At 65.2% G+C, this 18,392-nt stretch carries 11 protein-coding genes and 1 pseudogene; 8 read left to right on the top strand and 4 right to left on the bottom strand.

The window, feature by feature from the left end:
- Window positions 1–22: 22 nt before the first annotated feature.
- A complete protein-coding gene (gene mutS, locus EV666_RS08675; protein WP_132006159.1) occupies window positions 23–2,743 on the bottom strand; it encodes a DNA mismatch repair protein MutS in 2,721 nt (906 codons plus the stop codon).
- Between the two features lie 433 nt (window positions 2,744–3,176).
- Here mutS and EV666_RS08680 point away from each other — a divergent pair, with 433 nt between their 5' ends.
- From EV666_RS08680 to dctA, 3 genes are all read left to right on the top strand, one after another.
- On the top strand, window positions 3,177–5,465 hold the full coding sequence (locus EV666_RS08680; protein WP_132006162.1) for an NADP-dependent malic enzyme: 2,289 nt from the start codon (window positions 3,177–3,179) through the stop codon (window positions 5,463–5,465).
- An 81-nt stretch (window positions 5,466–5,546) separates the two neighbouring features.
- Window positions 5,547–6,557: a protein-tyrosine phosphatase family protein gene (locus EV666_RS08685; protein ID WP_132006166.1), complete on the top strand. Its 1,011-nt coding sequence runs from the start codon at window positions 5,547–5,549 to the stop codon at window positions 6,555–6,557.
- 170 nt (window positions 6,558–6,727) lie between these two features.
- Window positions 6,728–8,074 carry a C4-dicarboxylate transporter DctA gene (dctA, locus tag EV666_RS08690; RefSeq protein ID WP_132006169.1) on the top strand — a complete coding sequence of 449 codons (1,347 nt, stop codon included), beginning with the start codon at window positions 6,728–6,730 and terminating at the stop codon, window positions 8,072–8,074.
- Window positions 8,075–8,154: 80 nt separating this feature from the next.
- Here dctA and EV666_RS08695 read toward each other — a convergent pair whose 3' ends face one another.
- Window positions 8,155–9,468: an MFS transporter gene (locus EV666_RS08695; RefSeq protein ID WP_132006172.1), complete on the bottom strand. Its 1,314-nt coding sequence runs from the start codon at window positions 9,466–9,468 to the stop codon at window positions 8,155–8,157.
- Window positions 9,469–9,868: 400 nt separating this feature from the next.
- On the opposite strand from EV666_RS08695, the gene EV666_RS08700 reads away from it, so the two are divergent.
- From EV666_RS08700 to EV666_RS08710, 3 genes are all read left to right on the top strand, one after another.
- Window positions 9,869–10,513: a TetR/AcrR family transcriptional regulator gene (locus EV666_RS08700; protein WP_132006175.1), complete on the top strand. Its 645-nt coding sequence runs from the start codon at window positions 9,869–9,871 to the stop codon at window positions 10,511–10,513.
- Window positions 10,514–10,771: 258 nt separating this feature from the next.
- Complete coding sequence (locus tag EV666_RS08705; RefSeq protein ID WP_132006178.1) at window positions 10,772–11,305, top strand: hypothetical protein; 534 nt, start codon at window positions 10,772–10,774, stop codon at window positions 11,303–11,305.
- A gap of 731 nt (window positions 11,306–12,036) precedes the next feature.
- Window positions 12,037–12,576: a hypothetical protein gene (locus EV666_RS08710; RefSeq protein ID WP_132006181.1), complete on the top strand. Its 540-nt coding sequence runs from the start codon at window positions 12,037–12,039 to the stop codon at window positions 12,574–12,576.
- Between the two features lie 221 nt (window positions 12,577–12,797).
- On the opposite strand, the gene EV666_RS08715 is transcribed toward EV666_RS08710, so the two are convergent.
- Window positions 12,798–13,889, bottom strand: a complete 1,092-nt coding sequence (locus tag EV666_RS08715) for an ATP-dependent DNA helicase (protein WP_132006184.1) — start codon at window positions 13,887–13,889, stop codon at window positions 12,798–12,800.
- 339 nt (window positions 13,890–14,228) lie between these two features.
- Here EV666_RS08715 and EV666_RS08720 point away from each other — a divergent pair, with 339 nt between their 5' ends.
- Entirely contained in the window at window positions 14,229–14,540 is a 312-nt protein-coding gene (locus EV666_RS08720) for a hypothetical protein (RefSeq protein WP_132006187.1), read from the top strand.
- A 36-nt stretch (window positions 14,541–14,576) separates the two neighbouring features.
- Here EV666_RS08720 and EV666_RS08725 read toward each other — a convergent pair.
- Window positions 14,577–15,882 (bottom strand): annotated as a pseudogene (locus EV666_RS08725) (mechanosensitive ion channel family protein).
- Between the two features lie 355 nt (window positions 15,883–16,237).
- On the opposite strand from EV666_RS08725, the gene EV666_RS08730 reads away from it, so the two are divergent.
- Window positions 16,238–18,217, top strand: coding sequence for a mechanosensitive ion channel family protein (locus tag EV666_RS08730; RefSeq protein ID WP_132006190.1), 1,980 nt, complete (start codon window positions 16,238–16,240; stop codon window positions 18,215–18,217).
- Window positions 18,218–18,392 lie beyond the last annotated feature (175 nt).

Consider the following 18,392-nt stretch of genomic DNA (forward strand, 5'->3'; position numbering starts at 1 on the left):
CGTCCGGCCTGCGGAAACCGCCTCAGTCGCGCAGCATGGCCTTGAGGTTGTAGAGCGCATCCAGCGCGGCGCGGGGCGACAGGTCGTCGATGTCGATGGCCGCCAGGGCCTCGCGCAGGGGATCGGGCCCCGCCGGCTCCACGGCGACGGCTGGACGCGCCGCGATGCGCGGGGCGGCGGCGAACAGCGGCAGGTCGTCGATCAACGCCGACACCGGCTTTTCCCGGTCGCCTTTTTCCAGTTCGGCGAGGATCTGCTTCGCCCGCTCCACCACCGACGTCGGCAGGCCGGCGAGGCGCGCCACCTGGATGCCATAGCTGCGGTCGGCGGCGCCGGACGTCACTTCGTGCAGGAACACCACCTCGCCCTGAAATTCGGTGACGCGCATGGTGGCGTTGGCGACGCGGTCGAGCCGCTCCGACAGCGCCGTCAACTCATGATAATGGGTGGCGAACAGCGAGCGGCAGCGGTTGACCGCATGCAGATGCTCGATCGCCGCCCAGGCGATGGACAGGCCGTCGAAAGTGGCGGTGCCGCGGCCAATCTCATCGAGAATCACCAACGCGCGCGGGCCGGCCTGGTTGAGGATGGCCGCCGTCTCGATCATCTCGACCATGAAGGTGGAGCGGCCGCGCGCCAGGTCGTCGGCGGCGCCGACGCGGCTGAACAGGCGGTCGACGACGCCGATATGGGCGCTGCGGGCCGGCACGAAGGCCCCCATCTGCGCCAGCACCACCGCAAGGGCGTTCTGGCGCAGGTAAGTCGATTTACCGGCCATGTTGGGACCGGTGACGATCATGATGCGCCCGCTCTCGCCGCCAGGCGCGCCCAGATCGCTGTCATTGCCGACAAAGGGCTGGCCCTGGCGCTTCAGCGCCGCCTCCACCACCGGATGGCGCGCGTCCTCCAGGCAGAACGCGAGGCTGCCGTCCACCACCGGGCGCACCCAGCGGCGCTCGACGGCCAGCTCCGCCAGGGCGGCGGTGACGTCGAGCGCGTCGAGAGCGGCGGCTGCGGCGACGATCGGCCCGGCGTGATCGATGAGCAGGGCGCGCAGGCGGTCGAACACCGCCAGTTCGACGCCGCGCGCCCGGTCGGCGGCGGAGGCGATCTTCGCCTCCAGTTCACCCAGCTCCACGGTGGAGAAGCGCATGGCGCCGGCCATGGTCTGGCGATGGACGAACAGGCTGTTCAGCGGCGGCTGCAAAAACGTCTCGCCCGCCGCCTGGGGCGTCTCGACGTAATAGCCGATCATGTTGTTGTGCTTGATCTTCAGCGTCCGCACGCCGGTCTCCGCGGCGTAGCGGGACTGGAGGGCGGCGATGTAGCGACGGCTGTCGGCCTGCAACAGCCGCGCCTCATCGAGCGCCGCGTCATAACCTTCGCGCACGAAGCCGCCGTCGCGTTTCAGCAGCGGCAGTTCGTCGGCCAGGGCGGCGGACAGGGCTTCGGCGACGCCCACGTCCAGCGCCCGCAGGGCTGCGCCGGCGCTGGCGATCTCCTCTGGCGCCCCGTCGTTCTGGCTGAGCAGCAACCCGAGCCCGTGGGCGGCCTGGAGGCCAGCGCACATGGCCGCCAGATCGCGCGGGCCGCCGCGATCCAGGGTGAGACGCGACAGGGCGCGGGCCATGTCCGGCGCCGCCTTCAGGCGCTCGCGAATGGCGCCGCGCAGCAGGCTGTCGCCGGCCAGCGCCTCCACCGCGTCGTGACGGGCGCGGATGCGGGCGAGATCGGTCAATGGCCCGGCCAGGCGCTCGGCCAGCAGGCGGCCGCCGCCAGGCGTCAGGGTCATGTCGATGGTGGCCAGCAGGCTGCCGGCGCGCTCGCCGCCAAGGGTGCGGACCAGCTCCAGGTTGGCGCGGGTGGCGGCGTCGACAGAGAGGACGCCGCCCGAGGCGCCGCGCGACGGCGGCGACAACGCCGGGCGCGCGCCATATTGCGTGCGCTCCACGTAGGCGAGCGCGGCCGCTGCGGCGGCGGTTTCGGCGCGGGAGAAACTGCCAAAGGCGTCCAGCGAGGCGACTCCATAGTACTCCTGCAACCGGCGCGTCGCCGAGGCCGGGTCGAGGCCATCGCGCGGGATCGGCGTCACCAGCACGCGGCTTTCACGCCAGAACGGCGCCAGGTCCGGGTCGTCATAAATGGCGTCCGGCACGACGATCTCGCGCGGATCGAGCCGGGCGAGTTCAGCGGCGAGACCGCCGGCCTCGGTTTCGGCCACGGTGAAGCGGCCGGTGGTGATGTCGGTGGCGGCGACGGCGTAGATCCAGCCGTCGTCGGCGCGCTGGCGGGCCACGGCGGCGAACAGGCTGGAGCGGGCCGGGTCGAGCAGCCGCTCCTCGGTGACGGTGCCGGGGGTGACGAGGCGCACCACATCGCGCTTCACCACAGATTTTCCGCCGCGCTTGCGGGCTTCCGCCGGGTCTTCGGTCTGTTCGCAGACGGCGACGCGGTGGCCGGCGGCGATCAGGCGCTCCAGATATTCGTCGGAGCGCTCCACCGGCACGCCGCACATGGGGATGTCCTCGCCCTGGTGCTTGCCGCGTTTGGTCAGCACGATGCCGAGGGTGCGTGAGGCTTCCTCGGCGTCGGAAAAGAACAGTTCGTAGAAATCGCCCATGCGGTAGAACAGCAGCGCTTCGGGATGCGCGGCCTTGATCTCCAGATACTGGGCCATCATCGGCGTCACGCGGGTCGCGGGCGCATCGGGTTCCTGGCGGGCGGATGTCTGGGCGTCAGCCATGGGTCTGCGGCCTGCCTTCCTGCTCGGGCCGGGCTCCGCGCCGCGCGATGGCGGCGGTTCCCGGAAAAGAATCCACTTTGACCGCGGCAAGCTACTGCACTTCAGGAGAGAATGGCGCCGCCGCGACGCCGTGGACTGTGCACAAGCGCCCGGCCATGGCGCGGATCGCCCCGAAACCGGGGCGCGCCATCCGTAACTCGCTCCTGACGGGACCGCCGCGAAGTTTGACCGGCATTGGACAAAAGAATTTTTGCCCTTTTCAGTCTTATGGGCCAATAGACATCCAGAACGCGCGAAATTGTCGTCCCACGCGCTTGAGGAAACGTCACCGCCTGCGTACTCTCCGGCGCCCCACCCTGAGCGGGGCGCGGAGCCGGGCAAGGTTTCACCACCTCACCCGCGCCGATCAGAATAAAGAGCACAGAATTCCGCCATGACCGACCAGCCCACGCGCCGCCAGGCGCGCCCGACCTTCACCGAACAGGAAGCGCTCGATTTCCACTCCAACGGCCGCCCCGGCAAGCTGGAAATTGTGCCGACCAAGCCGATGGCGACCCAGCGCGACCTGTCGCTGGCCTATTCGCCAGGCGTGGCTGTGCCGGTGCTGGCGATCGCGGACGATCCGTCGCGCGCCTTCGACTACACCGCGCGCGGCAACATCGTGGCGGTGATTTCGAACGGCACGGCGATCCTCGGGCTTGGCGATCTCGGCGCGCTGGCCTCCAAGCCGGTGATGGAAGGCAAGTCGGTGCTGTTCAAGCGCTTCGCCGACGTGGACTCCATCGACCTGGAAGTCGACACCAAGGACCCGGACGCCTTCATCAACGCGGTGCGTTATCTCGGCCCCTCGTTCGGCGGCATCAATCTGGAAGACATCAAGGCGCCTGAGTGCTTCGTCATCGAGGAGCGCCTCAGCGAACTCATGGACATTCCGGTGTTCCATGACGACCAGCACGGCACGGCGATCATCGCCGCAGCCGGCATGCTCAACGCCATGCATCTGACCGGCCGCGATCCGAAGACCACGAAACTGGTGGTGAACGGCGCCGGCGCGGCGGGCATCGCCTGCGTCGAGCTGATCAAGGCCATGGGCTTTGCTCCCGAGAACGTCATCCTCTGCGACACCAAGGGGGTGATCTACCAGGGCCGCCAGGAAGGCATGAACCAGTGGAAGTCGGCGCATGCGGCGAAGACCGACGCGCGCACGCTGGAAGAAGCCTTCGTGGGCGCCGACGCGGTGATGGGCCTGTCGGTGAAGGGCGCGTTCACGGCCGAGATGATCCGGTCGATGGCGCCCAACCCGATCATTTTCGCCATGGCCAACCCCGACCCGGAAGTGACGCCGGAAGAGGTGCACGCCATCCGTGACGACGCCATCGTCGCCACCGGCCGTTCGGACTATCCGAACCAGGTGAACAACGTGCTCGGCTTCCCCTACATCTTCCGCGGGGCGCTCGACGCGCGCGCCACCCGCATCAACATGGAGATGAAGATCGCCGCCGTGGAGGCGCTGGCCGCCCTCGCCCGCGAGGACGTGCCGGACGCGGTGGCCGCCGCCTACCAGGGCACGCGCCCGCGCTTTGGCCGGGAATACATCATCCCCGTGCCGTTCGACCCGCGCCTGATCCACACGGTGCCGCCGGCGGTGGCCAAGGCCGCCATGGACACCGGCGTGGCGCGCCGTCCCATCGTCGACATGCAGCGCTACCGCAACGAGCTCTCTGCCCGCCGCGATCCGGTCGCCGGCGTGCTGCAGGGTGTGTTCGAGCGCGTGCGGCGCCAGCCGAAGCGGGTCGTCTTCGCCGAGGGCGAGGAGGAGCAGGTGATCCGCGCCGCCGTCTCCTTCGTCAACCAGGGCCTGGGCACGGCGGTGCTGGTGGGCCGCGAGGAGCTGGTGCGCGCCGCCGCCGCCAACGCCGGCATCGAGCTGGATGGCCGCGAGGGCATCGAAATCCACAACTCGCGCCTGTCGGAGCGTAATCCCGCCTACGCGCAGTTCCTCTACAACAAGTTGCAGCGCAAGGGTTATCTGCTGCGCGACTGCCAGCGGCTGATCAACAACGACCGCAACTACTTCGGCGCCACCATGGTCGCCATGGGCGACGCCGACGCCATCGTCACCGGCGTCACCCGCAACTACGCCCAGGCGCTCAGCGACGTGCGCAAGGTGATCGACACCAGGCCCGGCCACCGGGTGATGGGTCTTTCCATGGTGCTCTCGCGCGGACACATGACGCTGGTGGCCGACACCGCCATCGCCGAGATGCCCACGTCGACGGAGCTGGCGGACATCGCCGTGCAGGCGGCCAACGCCGCCCGCCGCCTCGGCCACGAGCCGCGCGTCGCCATGCTGTCGTTCTCCACCTTCGGCCAGCCCGAGGGCGAGCGTTCGGCCCAGATGCGCGAAGCCGTGCGCATTCTCGACCAGCGTCATGTCGACTTCGAGTATGAAGGCGAGATGGCCGCCGACGTGGCGCTCGATCCGGACCTGATGAAGCAGTTCCCGTTCTCGCGCCTGAAGGGTCCGGCCAATGTGCTGGTGATGCCGGCGATCCATTCGGCCGCCATCTCCACCAAGCTGCTGGAACAGCTCGGCGGCGCCACGGTCATTGGCCCGCTGATCGTCGGCCTTGATCGCGCGGTGCAGATCGCCCCGCTCGGCGCCCGTGACAGCGAGATCGTCAACATGGCGGCGCTGGCGGCGCTGAACGTCGGCGGCTGATCCGGCCGCCTGGCGTCAGAACTGAATGAAAGCGGCCCGGCGCACATGCCCGGGCCGTTTTGCTTTTCCTGAACATTGCTGATGACCCGTACTTTCGCAGGCATGTTCATGGACTGGCCCGCGAACGACGGGGCGCCCGGCAACGCCAGGCCCGGCGCCTTACGCAGTCGCTGGCGCTCCTCCCTCAAACCACGTTTCATGAATGCCGGCGCTGCCCAGCCTGCCTGTTGCGAAATCGGGCTGCGCCTGAACTTTTGCCGATCATTGATGGGGCGCCATTTTTGCAATCTGGCCAGAGCCGACCAAACGTCCATCGGGCAGGCGCATCGGTCGCCAACGGGGCGGACGGCCAGGGGAGAGAAACCTGTGTCAGATATTCCCACCCCCCTCACCGACTCGATCCCCCCGTCGCGCCGATGGCGAAACTTCGAGGCCGAAGCATGGCCCCTCACTGCCTGGCGATTTGACACAGCCTCGCCGGTCACGGCCACCCAGATCGGGAGGAATATCAGCGGACGTCTTGCCGCGTCCGGGTCCACCACCAACTTCAGGTTGTTTCCAGACGAAGAGACCGTGTTCGCCTCCGCCAGCCCGGCCGGCGTGCAACACTACATCGCCGGAAACACCAGCATCTTCAGCCACTATTCCCGCACGGATTTTAAAAATTATTTTAATAAATACCAAACCTCGGCGGAAAACGAGTCAATTTATGCAATTAATGCCGAAAAACCTGCAATAGGCTATCTGTATAAAATAAAAACAGACACCCACAATTCTCTTTCATATCTGGACTTGAATGAACAATTTGGCATACATGCTGAATATTATATATATCGCGGCGGTCGGCAAAAGTTCCCGAGAACAAAAGCGGAAATGGCGGAAGCCGAAGCTGAGAACAAGAAAATTCTTGGAACGTTCAATGGCAACCCGGGAAATCAGGCGAGACTGAGAAAACGAATACACGAAGTCCATATGCCGATGGATGAGATTCACATCCGCGGCCCCCTCAAGAAGCGCCGGGTCGGTGACAGCCCCGCCTCCGGCTCCTACACGTTCGCATCATGCGACTGGCTCGATCTGGCCATACTGTAAAAACGCCCGCCCGCAGGTCCGGACGCGCCGCGCGGAAGGCGCGCATATTCAACCAAAGTTTGAGCGCCGCATCCCCATCCGGGGGCATTGCCTGACCACCGCTGCGCCTAACCTTGCTGCTTCAATGCGGGCCTGGCTTGCGCGCCGGGCCAACCGGCAGGAGCGCGCACATGGTCAATTCCGGCGCAATCCCGGCGCTCGCCAGCGACAGCGCGGAAGCGCGGCGGGGGCCTCCCACACACCGTCGCCACTGGCGCTGGTGGCCACCGCTTTATGTGCAGGTGCTCATTGGCATGGCCGCAGGCATCGCCGTGGGTCACTTCTTCCCGGCGACCGGCGCCACGCTGAAGCCAGTATCGGACATTTTCGTACACCTGCTGAAGATGCTGATCGCGCCGGTGATTTTCTGCAGCGTGATCAACGGAATCGCGTCCGCCGGCAGCCTTGGCCAGGTTGGCCGTGTCGGCGGCAAGGCGCTGGTGTGGTTTGAAGTCGCCACCACCGGCGCCCTGCTGGTCGGCCTGCTGGCTGGCCATTTGCTGCAACCCGGCGCCGGGCTGAATATCGATATAGCCGCGCTTGATCCGGCGCTGGTGCAAACGCTGCCTGCGACAAAGGGCGACAGCGGCTTCATCGCCTTTATCCTTCGCGCCATCCCCCACAGCTTCGTGGGCGCGCTCAGCGGCGGCGATCCGTTACAGACCCTGTTGATCGCCTCACTCGCGGGCGTGGCGTGCCTGTCGCTTGGCGAAACCGGCGTTCGCATCCAGAAGGCGGCCGAGGTCGCCAGCGCGCTGTTCTTCAGGCTTGTCGGCATGATCACCTGCCTTGCGCCGCTGGGCGCCTTCGGCGGCATGGCCTTCACCATCGGCAAATACGGCATCGGCGCGCTTGGAAGTCTGGCCTGGCTGATCGGCGCATTTTACCTGACCGCAGCCGTGTTTGTGTTCGTGATCCTCGGCGTGGTTTGCCGGCTGTGCGGCTTTTCCATTTTCCGTCTCGTCGCCTATCTGCGCACCGAGTTTCTGATTGTGCTCGGCGCCTCCTCGGTTGAGCCGGTGCTGCCACATCTGATGCGCAAGATGCAGAAGCTTGGAGCAGAACAGCGCGTCGTCGCCCTGGTGACGCCGACGGGCTACAGCTTCAACATGGATGGCACCTGCATCTACATTACCCTCGCCGTCATTTTTCTCTCCCAGGCGACCAATATCCACCTTGGCCTCGGCCAACAGCTGATGATCATTGGCGTGGCGATGCTGACGTCAAAGGGGGCGACAGGCGTGACCGGCTCAGGCTTTGTCACCCTTGCCGCGACCCTCTCCGTCATACCGGACATTCCCGTCTCGGCGTTGGCCATTATCGTCGGCATCGACCGCTTCATGAGCGAATGCCGCGCGCTCACCAGCTTCGCCGGCAATGCCGTCGCCAACCTTGTCGTGGCGAAATGGGAAGGCGCGCTTGACATGGAGCGACTGCGCGCCGGCCTGGCCATGGGACCGGACGCGGACGGCGCCTGATCCCGCAGGGCGCTGAACGGCGCCGGACAGGCATCACGGGCCCGCCCCGACCGGCCACCGGAGCGGGCGGGCCGTGATCCTCAGGCCGGCGCGGGCTCCCTTGCCGGCGCCCGCCTGTCCCGGAGCAGGAACACCGAAGCGGCGGCCACCAGGCACAGGGCGCCGGCGATATAGAAGGCCGGCAGATAGCTGGCGAGCAGCGCGCGCGACAGGCCGCCGCCCCAGGCGGCCACGGCCGAGCCTATCTGGTGGCCGGCGAAGATCCAGCCGAACACCAGCGGGGCCTTTTCAGCGCCGAAATAGCGGCCGGCCAGCTTGACGGTCGGCGGAACCGTCGCCACCCAGTCGAGGCCATAGAACATGGCGAACAGCGACAGGCCATAGAAGGTGAAGGCGCTCTGCGGCAGCCACAGCAGCGACAGGCCGCGCAGGCCGTAATACCAGAACAGCAGGTTGCGGTTGTTGTAACGGTCGGACAGCCAGCCGGAGAGAATAGTGCCGACGAAATCGAAGGCCCCCATCATCGCCAGGGTGGCGGCGGCGTCCACCTGGGGCATGCCGAAATCGCCGCACAGCGAAATGAAATGGGTCTGCACCAGGCCGGCAGTGCTGAGACCGCAAATGAAAAAGGTGCCGAACAAGACCCAGAACGGCAGGCTGCGGGCGCTCTCAGCCAGAATGCCGAACGCCCGCAGCACAGCGGCGCCGACATTGCCGGCGCGGGCCGGTGGTGGGGCCGGCGCTTCGCCCGGACGGGGCGGCGCGGCGCCAAAAGCGCGCTGGCCCACATCGGCGGGCCTGTCCTGCATGAACAGCAGCACGAGGACAGCGGCCAGCCCGAGGGACGCCATGGTGGGGACCAGCGCCACGCGCCAGCCAAAGTGCTCCGTCAGCCATGCGGCCAGGGGCAGGAAGGCGAGCTGGCCGGTGGCCACCGCCGCCGTCAGCAGGCCGAGCACCAGACCCCGGCGCTCATCGAACCAGCGGCTCGCCACCGTGGCGCCCAGCACCATCGCGGTAAGCCCCGTGCCGAGGCCAACGACCACACCCCATAGCAGCACGAACTGCCACAGGCTGGCCGCCATGACGCCGGCCGCCATGCCGCCGGTCACTAGAACCAGCGCCAGCACAATCACATTGCGCACGCCATAGCGCTCCATGAAGGCGGCGGCGAACGGGGCCATCAGACCAAACAGCAGCAGGCGTATGGCGAAGACGCTGGACATGTCGGCGGCGTTCCAGCCGAACTCCTGCGCCACCGGCGTAATGAACACGCCGCCAAGACCAACCGTGCCGGCGATGCTGAGACTGGTAAGGAAGGTGACCGCCACCACGATCCAGCCGTAGTGAAGCCCGCGCCGCGCCAGAGCGTCGGCCATGGTCTGCGCCAGCATGATGTTCACTCCCGCCTGCGGCCCGGGGCCGGAGCTGCGGTCCGCTCGACACGCGGAACAGCAGACATTATGATGATGATCGTCATCAATTAATGATGACAGACATCATCAAACGTCAAGGGGGCTCGTCGCGGTTTTTCCATCGCCAGCGGGGACGCCGCTGGCGCAGTCCTGCCCATGTCGCCCTGACCGGCGCGCGCCCGGACGGGCGGCTGCGGGCTTGACAGAATGTGGCCATGCGGGCGCGTCAAAAGCGCTGGCGGCGTCTGAGAAGTACTGGCGCCCCTTGGCAAGCCGTGCGCGATATATCGTGCATGGCGTATGGCGATGGTTGGATCTGATCCGTCCGCGGCGGCCATTCCGGCGCGCCGCCGGCATATTGTGGAGGCAGGCTTTCATCATGCGGATCAGCAGGAAGAAAGCGGAGGCGAACAGGGCGGAAGTGGTGGCCCAGGCTTCGCGACTGTTCCGCGAGCGGGGCCTCGATGGCCCCAGCGTCGCGGAGCTGATGCGCGCCGCCGGCATGACCCATGGCGGCTTTTACAATCATTTTGCTTCCAAGACGGAGCTCCAGGCTTCCGCCCTTACCCATAATTTTGACCTGGCGGTCGCGCGGCTGGCGCACATCGGCGAAGGCGCTGACGCGGAGAGGCGACGCGCGGCGCTGGCCGACTACATCACGCACTACCTGTCCCCAAAGGCGCGCGACGCCAGCGGCGCCTCCTGTCCCATGGTGGCCTTTGGCGCCGACGTCTCGCGCGAGGGCGCCGAGGTGCGGCGCGCCTATGCGGAGGGGCTGGAGCGCTACCTCTCCGATCTTGCCCTGGCCTTCGCCAGCCGCGCCGCCGGTGAAGCAGAGGGCGACGGGCAACCGGCGGCGGACCCGGGAGCCCGCTCCCGCGCCATCGTGCTGCTGGCCACGCTGGCCGGCGGCCTGTCGCTGGCGCGCAGCGTCGCGGCCGTCAACCCGACCCTGTCCGATGAGCTGCTGACAGTGGCGCGCGCCCAGGCGCTGGCCCTGGCGGGCGGTTCGGAGCTGGGATGAGCCAGGCAGGGCGCCCGTTTTCGATTGGCGGCGTCATTACCGCCGACGTGGCGCCGGCAGCCTGGCGCCGGGGCATTCTCAACGAAAACCAGATCCCTCTCTCAAAAAGGCGCATCGGGACGACTCATGGCAATCTGCTATGACGCCCCGAGGCAGCCGCGCGATCAGCGTGGGCCTACGCAAGCCAACCGACCCATAGAAAATCTTAATTTTTACCCATGGCGTGCATAATATCTTTCAATTAATGGAGAATCATACATGTCTACCCAACAACTTATTATGTACACAGACAAAAGACTACAACCAGTTCCATTTACACCCGGCGACTTTATGGCGCCGCCACTAAAAGGCATGGTGTTTGCAAAAGTATCAGATCCTGTGGATTCTGGAAATTATTATAAATGGACTCTAGAGCTAGACTTCGACGGAGAAGCAAGCAGCGAAGTACAAAACAACTTCTTTCGCTATGGCATAGGTTGGGACCATATTTTTTCTCCCTATAAGGGAGACAAGCCAGATGGAATGTATTTTTTCTTTGCTATTTGGTTATACTTTTGGTCGGCAGATGGCGGCGCGACCAACACCAACATATATATCGGACGAGGCAAGTCCGGAAGTCAAAATCCGTGGTGGGCGGGCAACGGCGGCTTTACCGTATCTGACGACCACAAAAGCGCAACTTTTACGTTCTCCGGCAACTTTTTCTGCACAAACGCCAAAACCATAGAGTGCACAACCGGCGGAAACGTCGGGGAAATCGACTTTTACATCAATAAATACATCACCTCCTAAACCACCAACGCACCGGGACGCCAATACGACGTCATACGGCCGGCTCGCCGCCCCCCCTACCACGAGCGGAAACGTGCTCCGCGCTACCGGACAAACTATCGGCGGCGGCAACGAGGCTGGCGACCGGCGCCCTGGTGCAGAGTAAGCCAGACGGGACGCCAAGTCGCCGGCAACCGATTTGCGCGGCGTCATCGCCCGTGTGCGGCCTCGCAGCCCAGGCGTCAGGGCATTCTCAACAAAAGCCGTCGCCCACGCCTTCTCGAAAAGGCGCAACGAGCCGCCCCCGGCAGCCCGCTGCCTGCAGACTCCCAGACGATTGCCGGATGGCGCCCGGAGGCAGCGGCACGACCAGCGTATCCTGCATAAGTCAGCCGCCCCACGGAAAAACTAAAATATTTCCTGTATTCGCGCATAATGCCCCCCACAGAAACAGGAGAAGATGCATGACGCTCCGGCAACCACTCTCATTCATCGACAAGAAATTTATCTCACACGTTCAAGGTATAGTTAAATAAAACACTCAAATTTGCATGCCATTCTTAAGTATAACGTGTTCCATGGAGCCAAGATGTCGGCATAAAACCTCAGACAGTCGCCCGCACCCGCCAGGGCGCCGTATTTTCAACCGCTGAAACAATCCATGGCAACAATCGTTCCATAATACAGCTCAACTCAAAAGTATAATTGATAAATTAGTTCAGAGTACGTATTTTTTGAAGTGGATACAATACATGTCAACTCAAGAACTGTATATGGATCTATCTCAATACTTGACGCCAACCATCATGAATGAAGGCTTATATCCGACGAACAACGGAACACCATGGCTGGGCGCCCCGTACTCTCACCCGGAGTCACAGTCGTGGCGGTGGACGCTCACTGTTGATGTGAAGCAGCAACACAATCGTACCCTTGGACAAGCGTTTGTTACCGCCTGTGGCGGCTCAGAGCATGTCTTTGCACCCTATGACGGTGCAAATGACGACACCTGGATTGATTTTTACACTGGCCTCACAGTGAAAATGTCCATACCGGGCATTGCGGCCGGGGTGAGCACCATCTATGTAGCCCAAGGGGCAACATCCACGAGATACCCGTGGTACGCTGGTGGCCAAGATATCACCAAACCGTCACCCCACATCGGACTGCTGACAATCAAGAACACCCTGGCGAACACCTGCAACAATGTCACGGCGGTGAATTTCATATCACAGAACCGTTCGGACGTTTACGAGATCGACTTCCGGCTCCACAGCTATGTCACATCCTGACGACCGGCGGTTTCCAAACCCGCCGCGGAGCCGCGAAACAGGAGCGCAACCGGCATTGCCGGCAAGACCTGCACGCAATGAACGGGCAACGCCACACCTCCGTCCCTGGTGCAATTAGGGGATGCGACAAGGCGGACAGGCGGCGCATTCTGGGGCGCCGGGCCCGCAAGCTTTTGCTGCGGCTGAAGGGGGTTCGTTGCGGGGAACGCTACGCCAGTATATTACACCACCATCGTCAGCTTGCGGGCGGCGCGGGTGATGGCGGTGTAGAGCCAGCGGTGGCGGTGTTCGCGGAAGGCGTAGCTTTCATCAAACAGCACCACATTATCCCATTGCGAGCCCTGGGATTTATGCACCGTGAGGGCATAGCCGTAGTCGAACTCATCCGAACGGCGGCGGATTTCCCAGGGCAGCGTTTCCTCACTCCCCTCGAAAAACGCGCGCAACACCTTCACCTTGGCCGAGCGGCCGCCAATGTCCTCATCCGGCTGCACGGTGAGCTGCACCAGGCCCTTCGATTCGCCGCGATTGCTGCGCACCCGGAAAACGCCGCCATTGAGCAGGCCCTTCGCCCGGTCGTTCCGCAGGCAGACCAGCTTTTCGCCGACGCCGGGCATCGGATCGCGATAGCCCAGCAGTTCGCGGATGCGGCCGTTGTAAAGCCGGCGGGTGCGGTTCATGCCCACCAGCACCTGGTCGGCCGCCAGAATGGCCTCCGCGTCGATGTCGCGCCGGGAAATGACGCGGGTTTCGCCATAGTCTCCCAGCGCGATGTCGCCGCCTTCGCGGGCGATCATCGACAGGCGGACGATCGGGTCGTCCTTGGCCTGGCGGTGCACCTCGGTGAGCATCACGTCGGGCGCGTCGGCGGTGAAATAGCCGCCGCCCTTCACCGGCGGCAACTGGGCCGGATCGCCCAGCACCAGGATCGGCGTGTTGAACGATTCGAGATCGCGGCCCAGCTCCTCATCAACCATCGAGCATTCGTCGATGATGATGAGGCTGGCCTTGGAAGCGTTGCCGCTGTGATTGATGACGAAGGTGGGCGCCTCCTCCTCCACCCCGCGCGAACGGTAGATCATGGAGTGGATGGTGGCGGCGTCCGTGCAGCCCTTCGAGCGCATGACCAGGGCCGCCTTGCCGGTGAACGCGCCAAACGCCACCTCGCCGTCAACGCCTTCCGCGATATGGCGGGCAAGCGTCGTTTTGCCCGTGCCGGCGTAGCCGAACAGCCGGAACACCTGCGGCGAGCCCTTTTTCAGCCAGCGCGCCACGGCGTTGAGCGCGTCTTCCTGCTGCGGCGACCAGGCCATCCTTACCCTAACCCCTGCTTGACGCGGCTTCCGCCCGCCCGTTTACCCTGTGCGCCAGAGGATGTAGCGCTCCGGGCGCGATAAGGCCATCCTTGTCGCGGCGACGCTGTCGCCAGGAAAGTGATGAAAAGGAAAGCAGTAAAAAGGAAGGCCGTGAGGAAGCCGCGCCTGTAGCCGGACATTTGCCCCGCCTCCCTGATCCGGCGTATGTCGATGCGGGCGCCTGTCTGAAAATGCCGGTGGATCGACCGGCGGTTTTTCACGCCCCGCGGCGTCGACAGTCTTGCCGGCGCCGGCGTTTCGCGGGGAGCATGCCGGTCGGCAACCGTAGAGAGGAACATGCGCGCGATCCTGAGATTCCTGGGCTTTCTCGCGGTTGTCGGCGGCTTTGTCGCGCTGGTGATCGACGTGACGCGCTATCTGGCCAATAACGCGTGGGCCCCGGCGACGCTACGGGGCGCGCTCGACGCCATCGTGACCGACGGCGGCGCGCGTCTCGCCGCCAGCATCTCGGGAATCGCCGGGGCGCCGGCGGGCGCGGCAGTGGCGACAGCCCTCACGGCGCCAGCCTCCATTACTGGCCTGGCCGGCGGCTTCATTGTGATGTTCCTGTTCCGCAGCCGCGACCAGGACGGAGCGTCCCGGTTTTAAGCGCCTCCGGCCCGATGCGCCGCGGATGTGCGCGGCTTACCGCGCGCCCGGGCCGGCGACGGCCACGCCGGTGGTCATGTCGCGCCTGCGTTCAGCCGCGCCTGGACGCCCGCCCCCTGCGAACGCGGCCATGGCGCGCAGATCAGCGCCCGCCGGTCCCTGGAAGACCCGCAGGCCGAACTCCGGCAGAATGGCGAAAAGGTGATCGAAGATGTCCGCCTGGATGCCTTCGTATTCCGTCCACACCACCGTATCGGTGAAGCAGTACACCTCCATGGGCAACCCCTCCGGCCCGGGCGGCAGCTGCCGCGCCATGATCGTCAGATCCTGGCGCAATCGCGGATGGGTGCGCAGATAGGCCTCCACATAGGCGCGGAACGCGCCGATATTGGTGAGGCGCCGGCAGTTGGCCGGAATCGCCTCCCCGGGGCCGAGCTGTCCGTTCCATTGCAGGATGTCCTCCTGCTTGCGGGCCAGGTGATCGCGCAGCAGGCGCAGGGCGCCGAGACGCTCCACGTCAGCCGCATCGAGAAAACGGATGCTGGTCTGGTCGAGGCTCAGGGCGCGCTTGATGCGACGCCCGCCCGCCTCGCGCATGCCGCGCCAGTTTTTGAATGCTCCGGTCACCAGCTTGCGGATCGGCACCGTGGTGATGGTCTTGTCCCAGTTCTGCACCTTGACCGTGTGCAGGGCGATTTCGATCACATCGCCATCCGCGCCCTCCCCCGGAACCTCGATCCAGTCGCCGACCCGCACCATGTCGGTGGACGATATCTGGATGCCCGCCACCAGCGACAGCAGGGGTGTCCTGAAACACCAGAATCAGCACCGCAGCCATGGCGCCAAGGCCCGACAGCAGGATGACCGGCGAACGGTCGATGATCGTGGCGATCATCAGCAGCGCCGCAAGCACGTAAAGCGCGATTTTCAGGATCTGGAAGTAGCCTTTCACCGGCCGTTTCTGCGCCCCGGGGCGCCGGTGATACAGCACATTCGCCAGGTCAAGCGCCGCCGCGGCCGCCAGGGCCAGGGCCAGCACCACCACCGCATTGGCGACATTGCGCGTGATGGCGATGAACGCCTCCGGCGCATGCGGGGCGAGGCCAACGCCCGCCGAGACGACCAGCGCGGGCGCGGCCAGCGTCAGGCTTTCCATCACCCGATGCCGCCGCAACTCCGGATCACGCCCCCAGGCCGTGCGGGCCACCAGTCGGTCATAGCCGCGCAGCAGCAGCCCCTTGACGACGAAGCGGGAGATCACCGCCAGCAATATGAGAAGGATGAAAAATATAACCGTATCCAGCCACGGCCAATCGGTTCTGATGTTCAGAAAATTCAACACGCCAGTCCGTCTGTTTTCGACGACCCCGAGATAACGGCAAATCACCCGCCGGAGCAAGCGCGCGGCGCACGTACATTATATTGCGAACACGGCCATGGCGACGCGCCCGGATCACGCCAATGCTCCAGCCAGAGCACGCTGTTTGCATTGATACGATTTGCCGACCTTGCCCAACCGTGCCATGATCAGACGTACGCTGGCCGCTGCCCGGCCCGCATGCCGGCTCGCAGGGCCTGGGCGACAAAGCCCGCGCCTGCCGCTGGCGGCGGCTTCGCTCCGGCCAGCTGCGACCGCTTGATAAACATCGCCTCACCCTTCAAAACAAACGCACAAGGGCCATTGGGGAGCAGCAGGCGTGGCGCAGAACAATCCAGCGGAAAACCTGGGCGATGAAGCCAACCTGATCGCCGAGGGCGCGAACCGGATAGCCACGGTCATTCATGAGGGCGTCATCCGGCGCGTCAATAACGTATTCCAGTTTCAGGACGATTGGGCCGCGTTGCTCGGCGCCATGCACGCCGACGGGCGCAGCGCGGGCATGGTGATGTTGATCGCCGCGCTCTCGCTGGCGGGCGGCGTTGTGGCGCTGTGGGCCGCGCGCGAGATCGTGGCGCGGCGCGGCGCGCGCTTTGGCCGGCTGCTGCGGACGATCTGCGCATTCCTTCTCGCCGTGGCGGCGATCCTTGTCGCCAGCCGCCTGCTGTCGAATGAGCCGGCGACGCGCCGCCTGATGATCCTGTGGAGCGGCGCGGGACTTGTCGCCCTGTCAGGCCGCCATGTCTTCATCAGCATCATGGCGGCGGGCTGGGCCCCGCGCGCGGCGCGCCAGCGGTTGCGCAGTTTCGGCGAACTGGTCAGCGCGGCGTTCATCTGGGGCGTGCTGGGGCTGGCGACCACGTCGACGCTGCGCGGCTTGCGCGCCAATGCCGGCCTTCTGGACATCACCTCATCGGCGCTGGTCAGCCTGCCGGTCATGGTTCTTACCATTTTCGCCTACATTTACTATCGTCAACCGGTGATGTCGGCGGTGGCGGGCCCGCCGCCGCGCACGATCACCCGGCTGCGCTTCGCGGCGATCTGGCCGATTGTCGCCGCCGTGGCGACCCTGGCGACATTCGCCGCGCTACAGATCTCCATCACCGTGCAACATCCGCTGCCTGGTCTGCCGCTGTTGCTGACCCTGCTGCTGCTGCTGCTGACGCCGCACATCGACGTCACCCTGGCGGAGTGGGCGCGCACGCGCGAACAAACCGCTTCGGACCGCATTCCCCTCGCCTCCCTCTACCGCACCAGCCGCTTCGCCTTCATCCTTCTGGTTCTGATCACCATCGGCTACCAGTGGGCGTTTCCGGCGCTGGCGGCGCTCGGGGTGCATTCGGGCGAGGCGGAGTGGCGCTCAATCTCGCTGGCGATCGTCGCCCTGGTCGCCGCCTGGGGCTGGAACGCGATCAGCATCTGTTTTGAGCGCCTGACGCGCAGGGGGCATGAAAACGCCGCGACCAACGAGGAACCACATGCGCCCCGCACCCGCCTGGAAACGCTGTTTCCGCTCATCGCGGGCACGGCGCGGTCGCTGATCGTGCTGATCGCATCGCTCACCATCATGCTCCTGCTCGGCATGAATGTGTGGCCGGTGATTACCGGCCTGAGCGTTTTTGGCCTGGCGATCAGCTTTGGCTCCCAGACGCTGGTCAAGGACATTGTCTCGGGGCTGTTCTTTCTCATCGACGACGCCTTTCGCATGGGCGAATACATCGAGACATCCGGCGCCAAGGGCGCCGTGGAGCGCATTTCGATCCGGTCCGTCAGCCTGCGGCACCCCCGCGGCGCGGTCGCCACGATACCCTATGGGCAGATCGGCAAGATCCAGAACTTCAGCCGCGACTGGGTCATCGTCAAACTGCTCTTCCGCGTGTCGTTCGACACCGACGTGGAGAAAGTACGCAAGCTGTTCAAGCAGATTGGCGCCGAGCTGGCCGCCGATCCGGAGTTTGAGGGCGACCTGCTGGAAACATTCAAGAGCCAGGGCATTTTTGGCGTGGAGGACGGCACCCTGCTGGTGCGCGGCAAATTCAAGGCGCGCGCCGGCAAGCAGTTCACCATTCGCAAGAAAGTTTACGCCCTCGTGCAGCAGGCCTTCCGCGACAACGGCATCGTGGCCGTGCCCAAACCGGTCATCATGGCGGCCCCGCCATCCGCTGGCGCGGCGGAAATCCCTGCCCCTGCCCCTGCCCCTGCCCCCGCTCCGGCGCCGTCGCCACCAGCCCCTCCCCAGGCAGACGCCGCGCCTTCCCCATCCCCGCCCGCGTCGGCAAGCCAGGACGGAGCCTCATAAAGTTGCGTCAATGACGGGGGCGTGGCTCAAGCCCTCCCATCCGCGAGGGCCATGCGTCGACACGAACTGGTGAACGGGGAATGGCCGGTGATCGCGCCGCTTTCACATGGCGTTCTCTCCAGCAGGGCCTGACGCCTGCGACCCCGAGCGAGCGGCTCAGGCCGTAGCCGTCAGG

This window comes from Camelimonas lactis (assembly GCF_004342915.1).
GTDB classification, from domain to species: Bacteria; Pseudomonadota; Alphaproteobacteria; order Rhizobiales; family Beijerinckiaceae; genus Camelimonas; species Camelimonas lactis.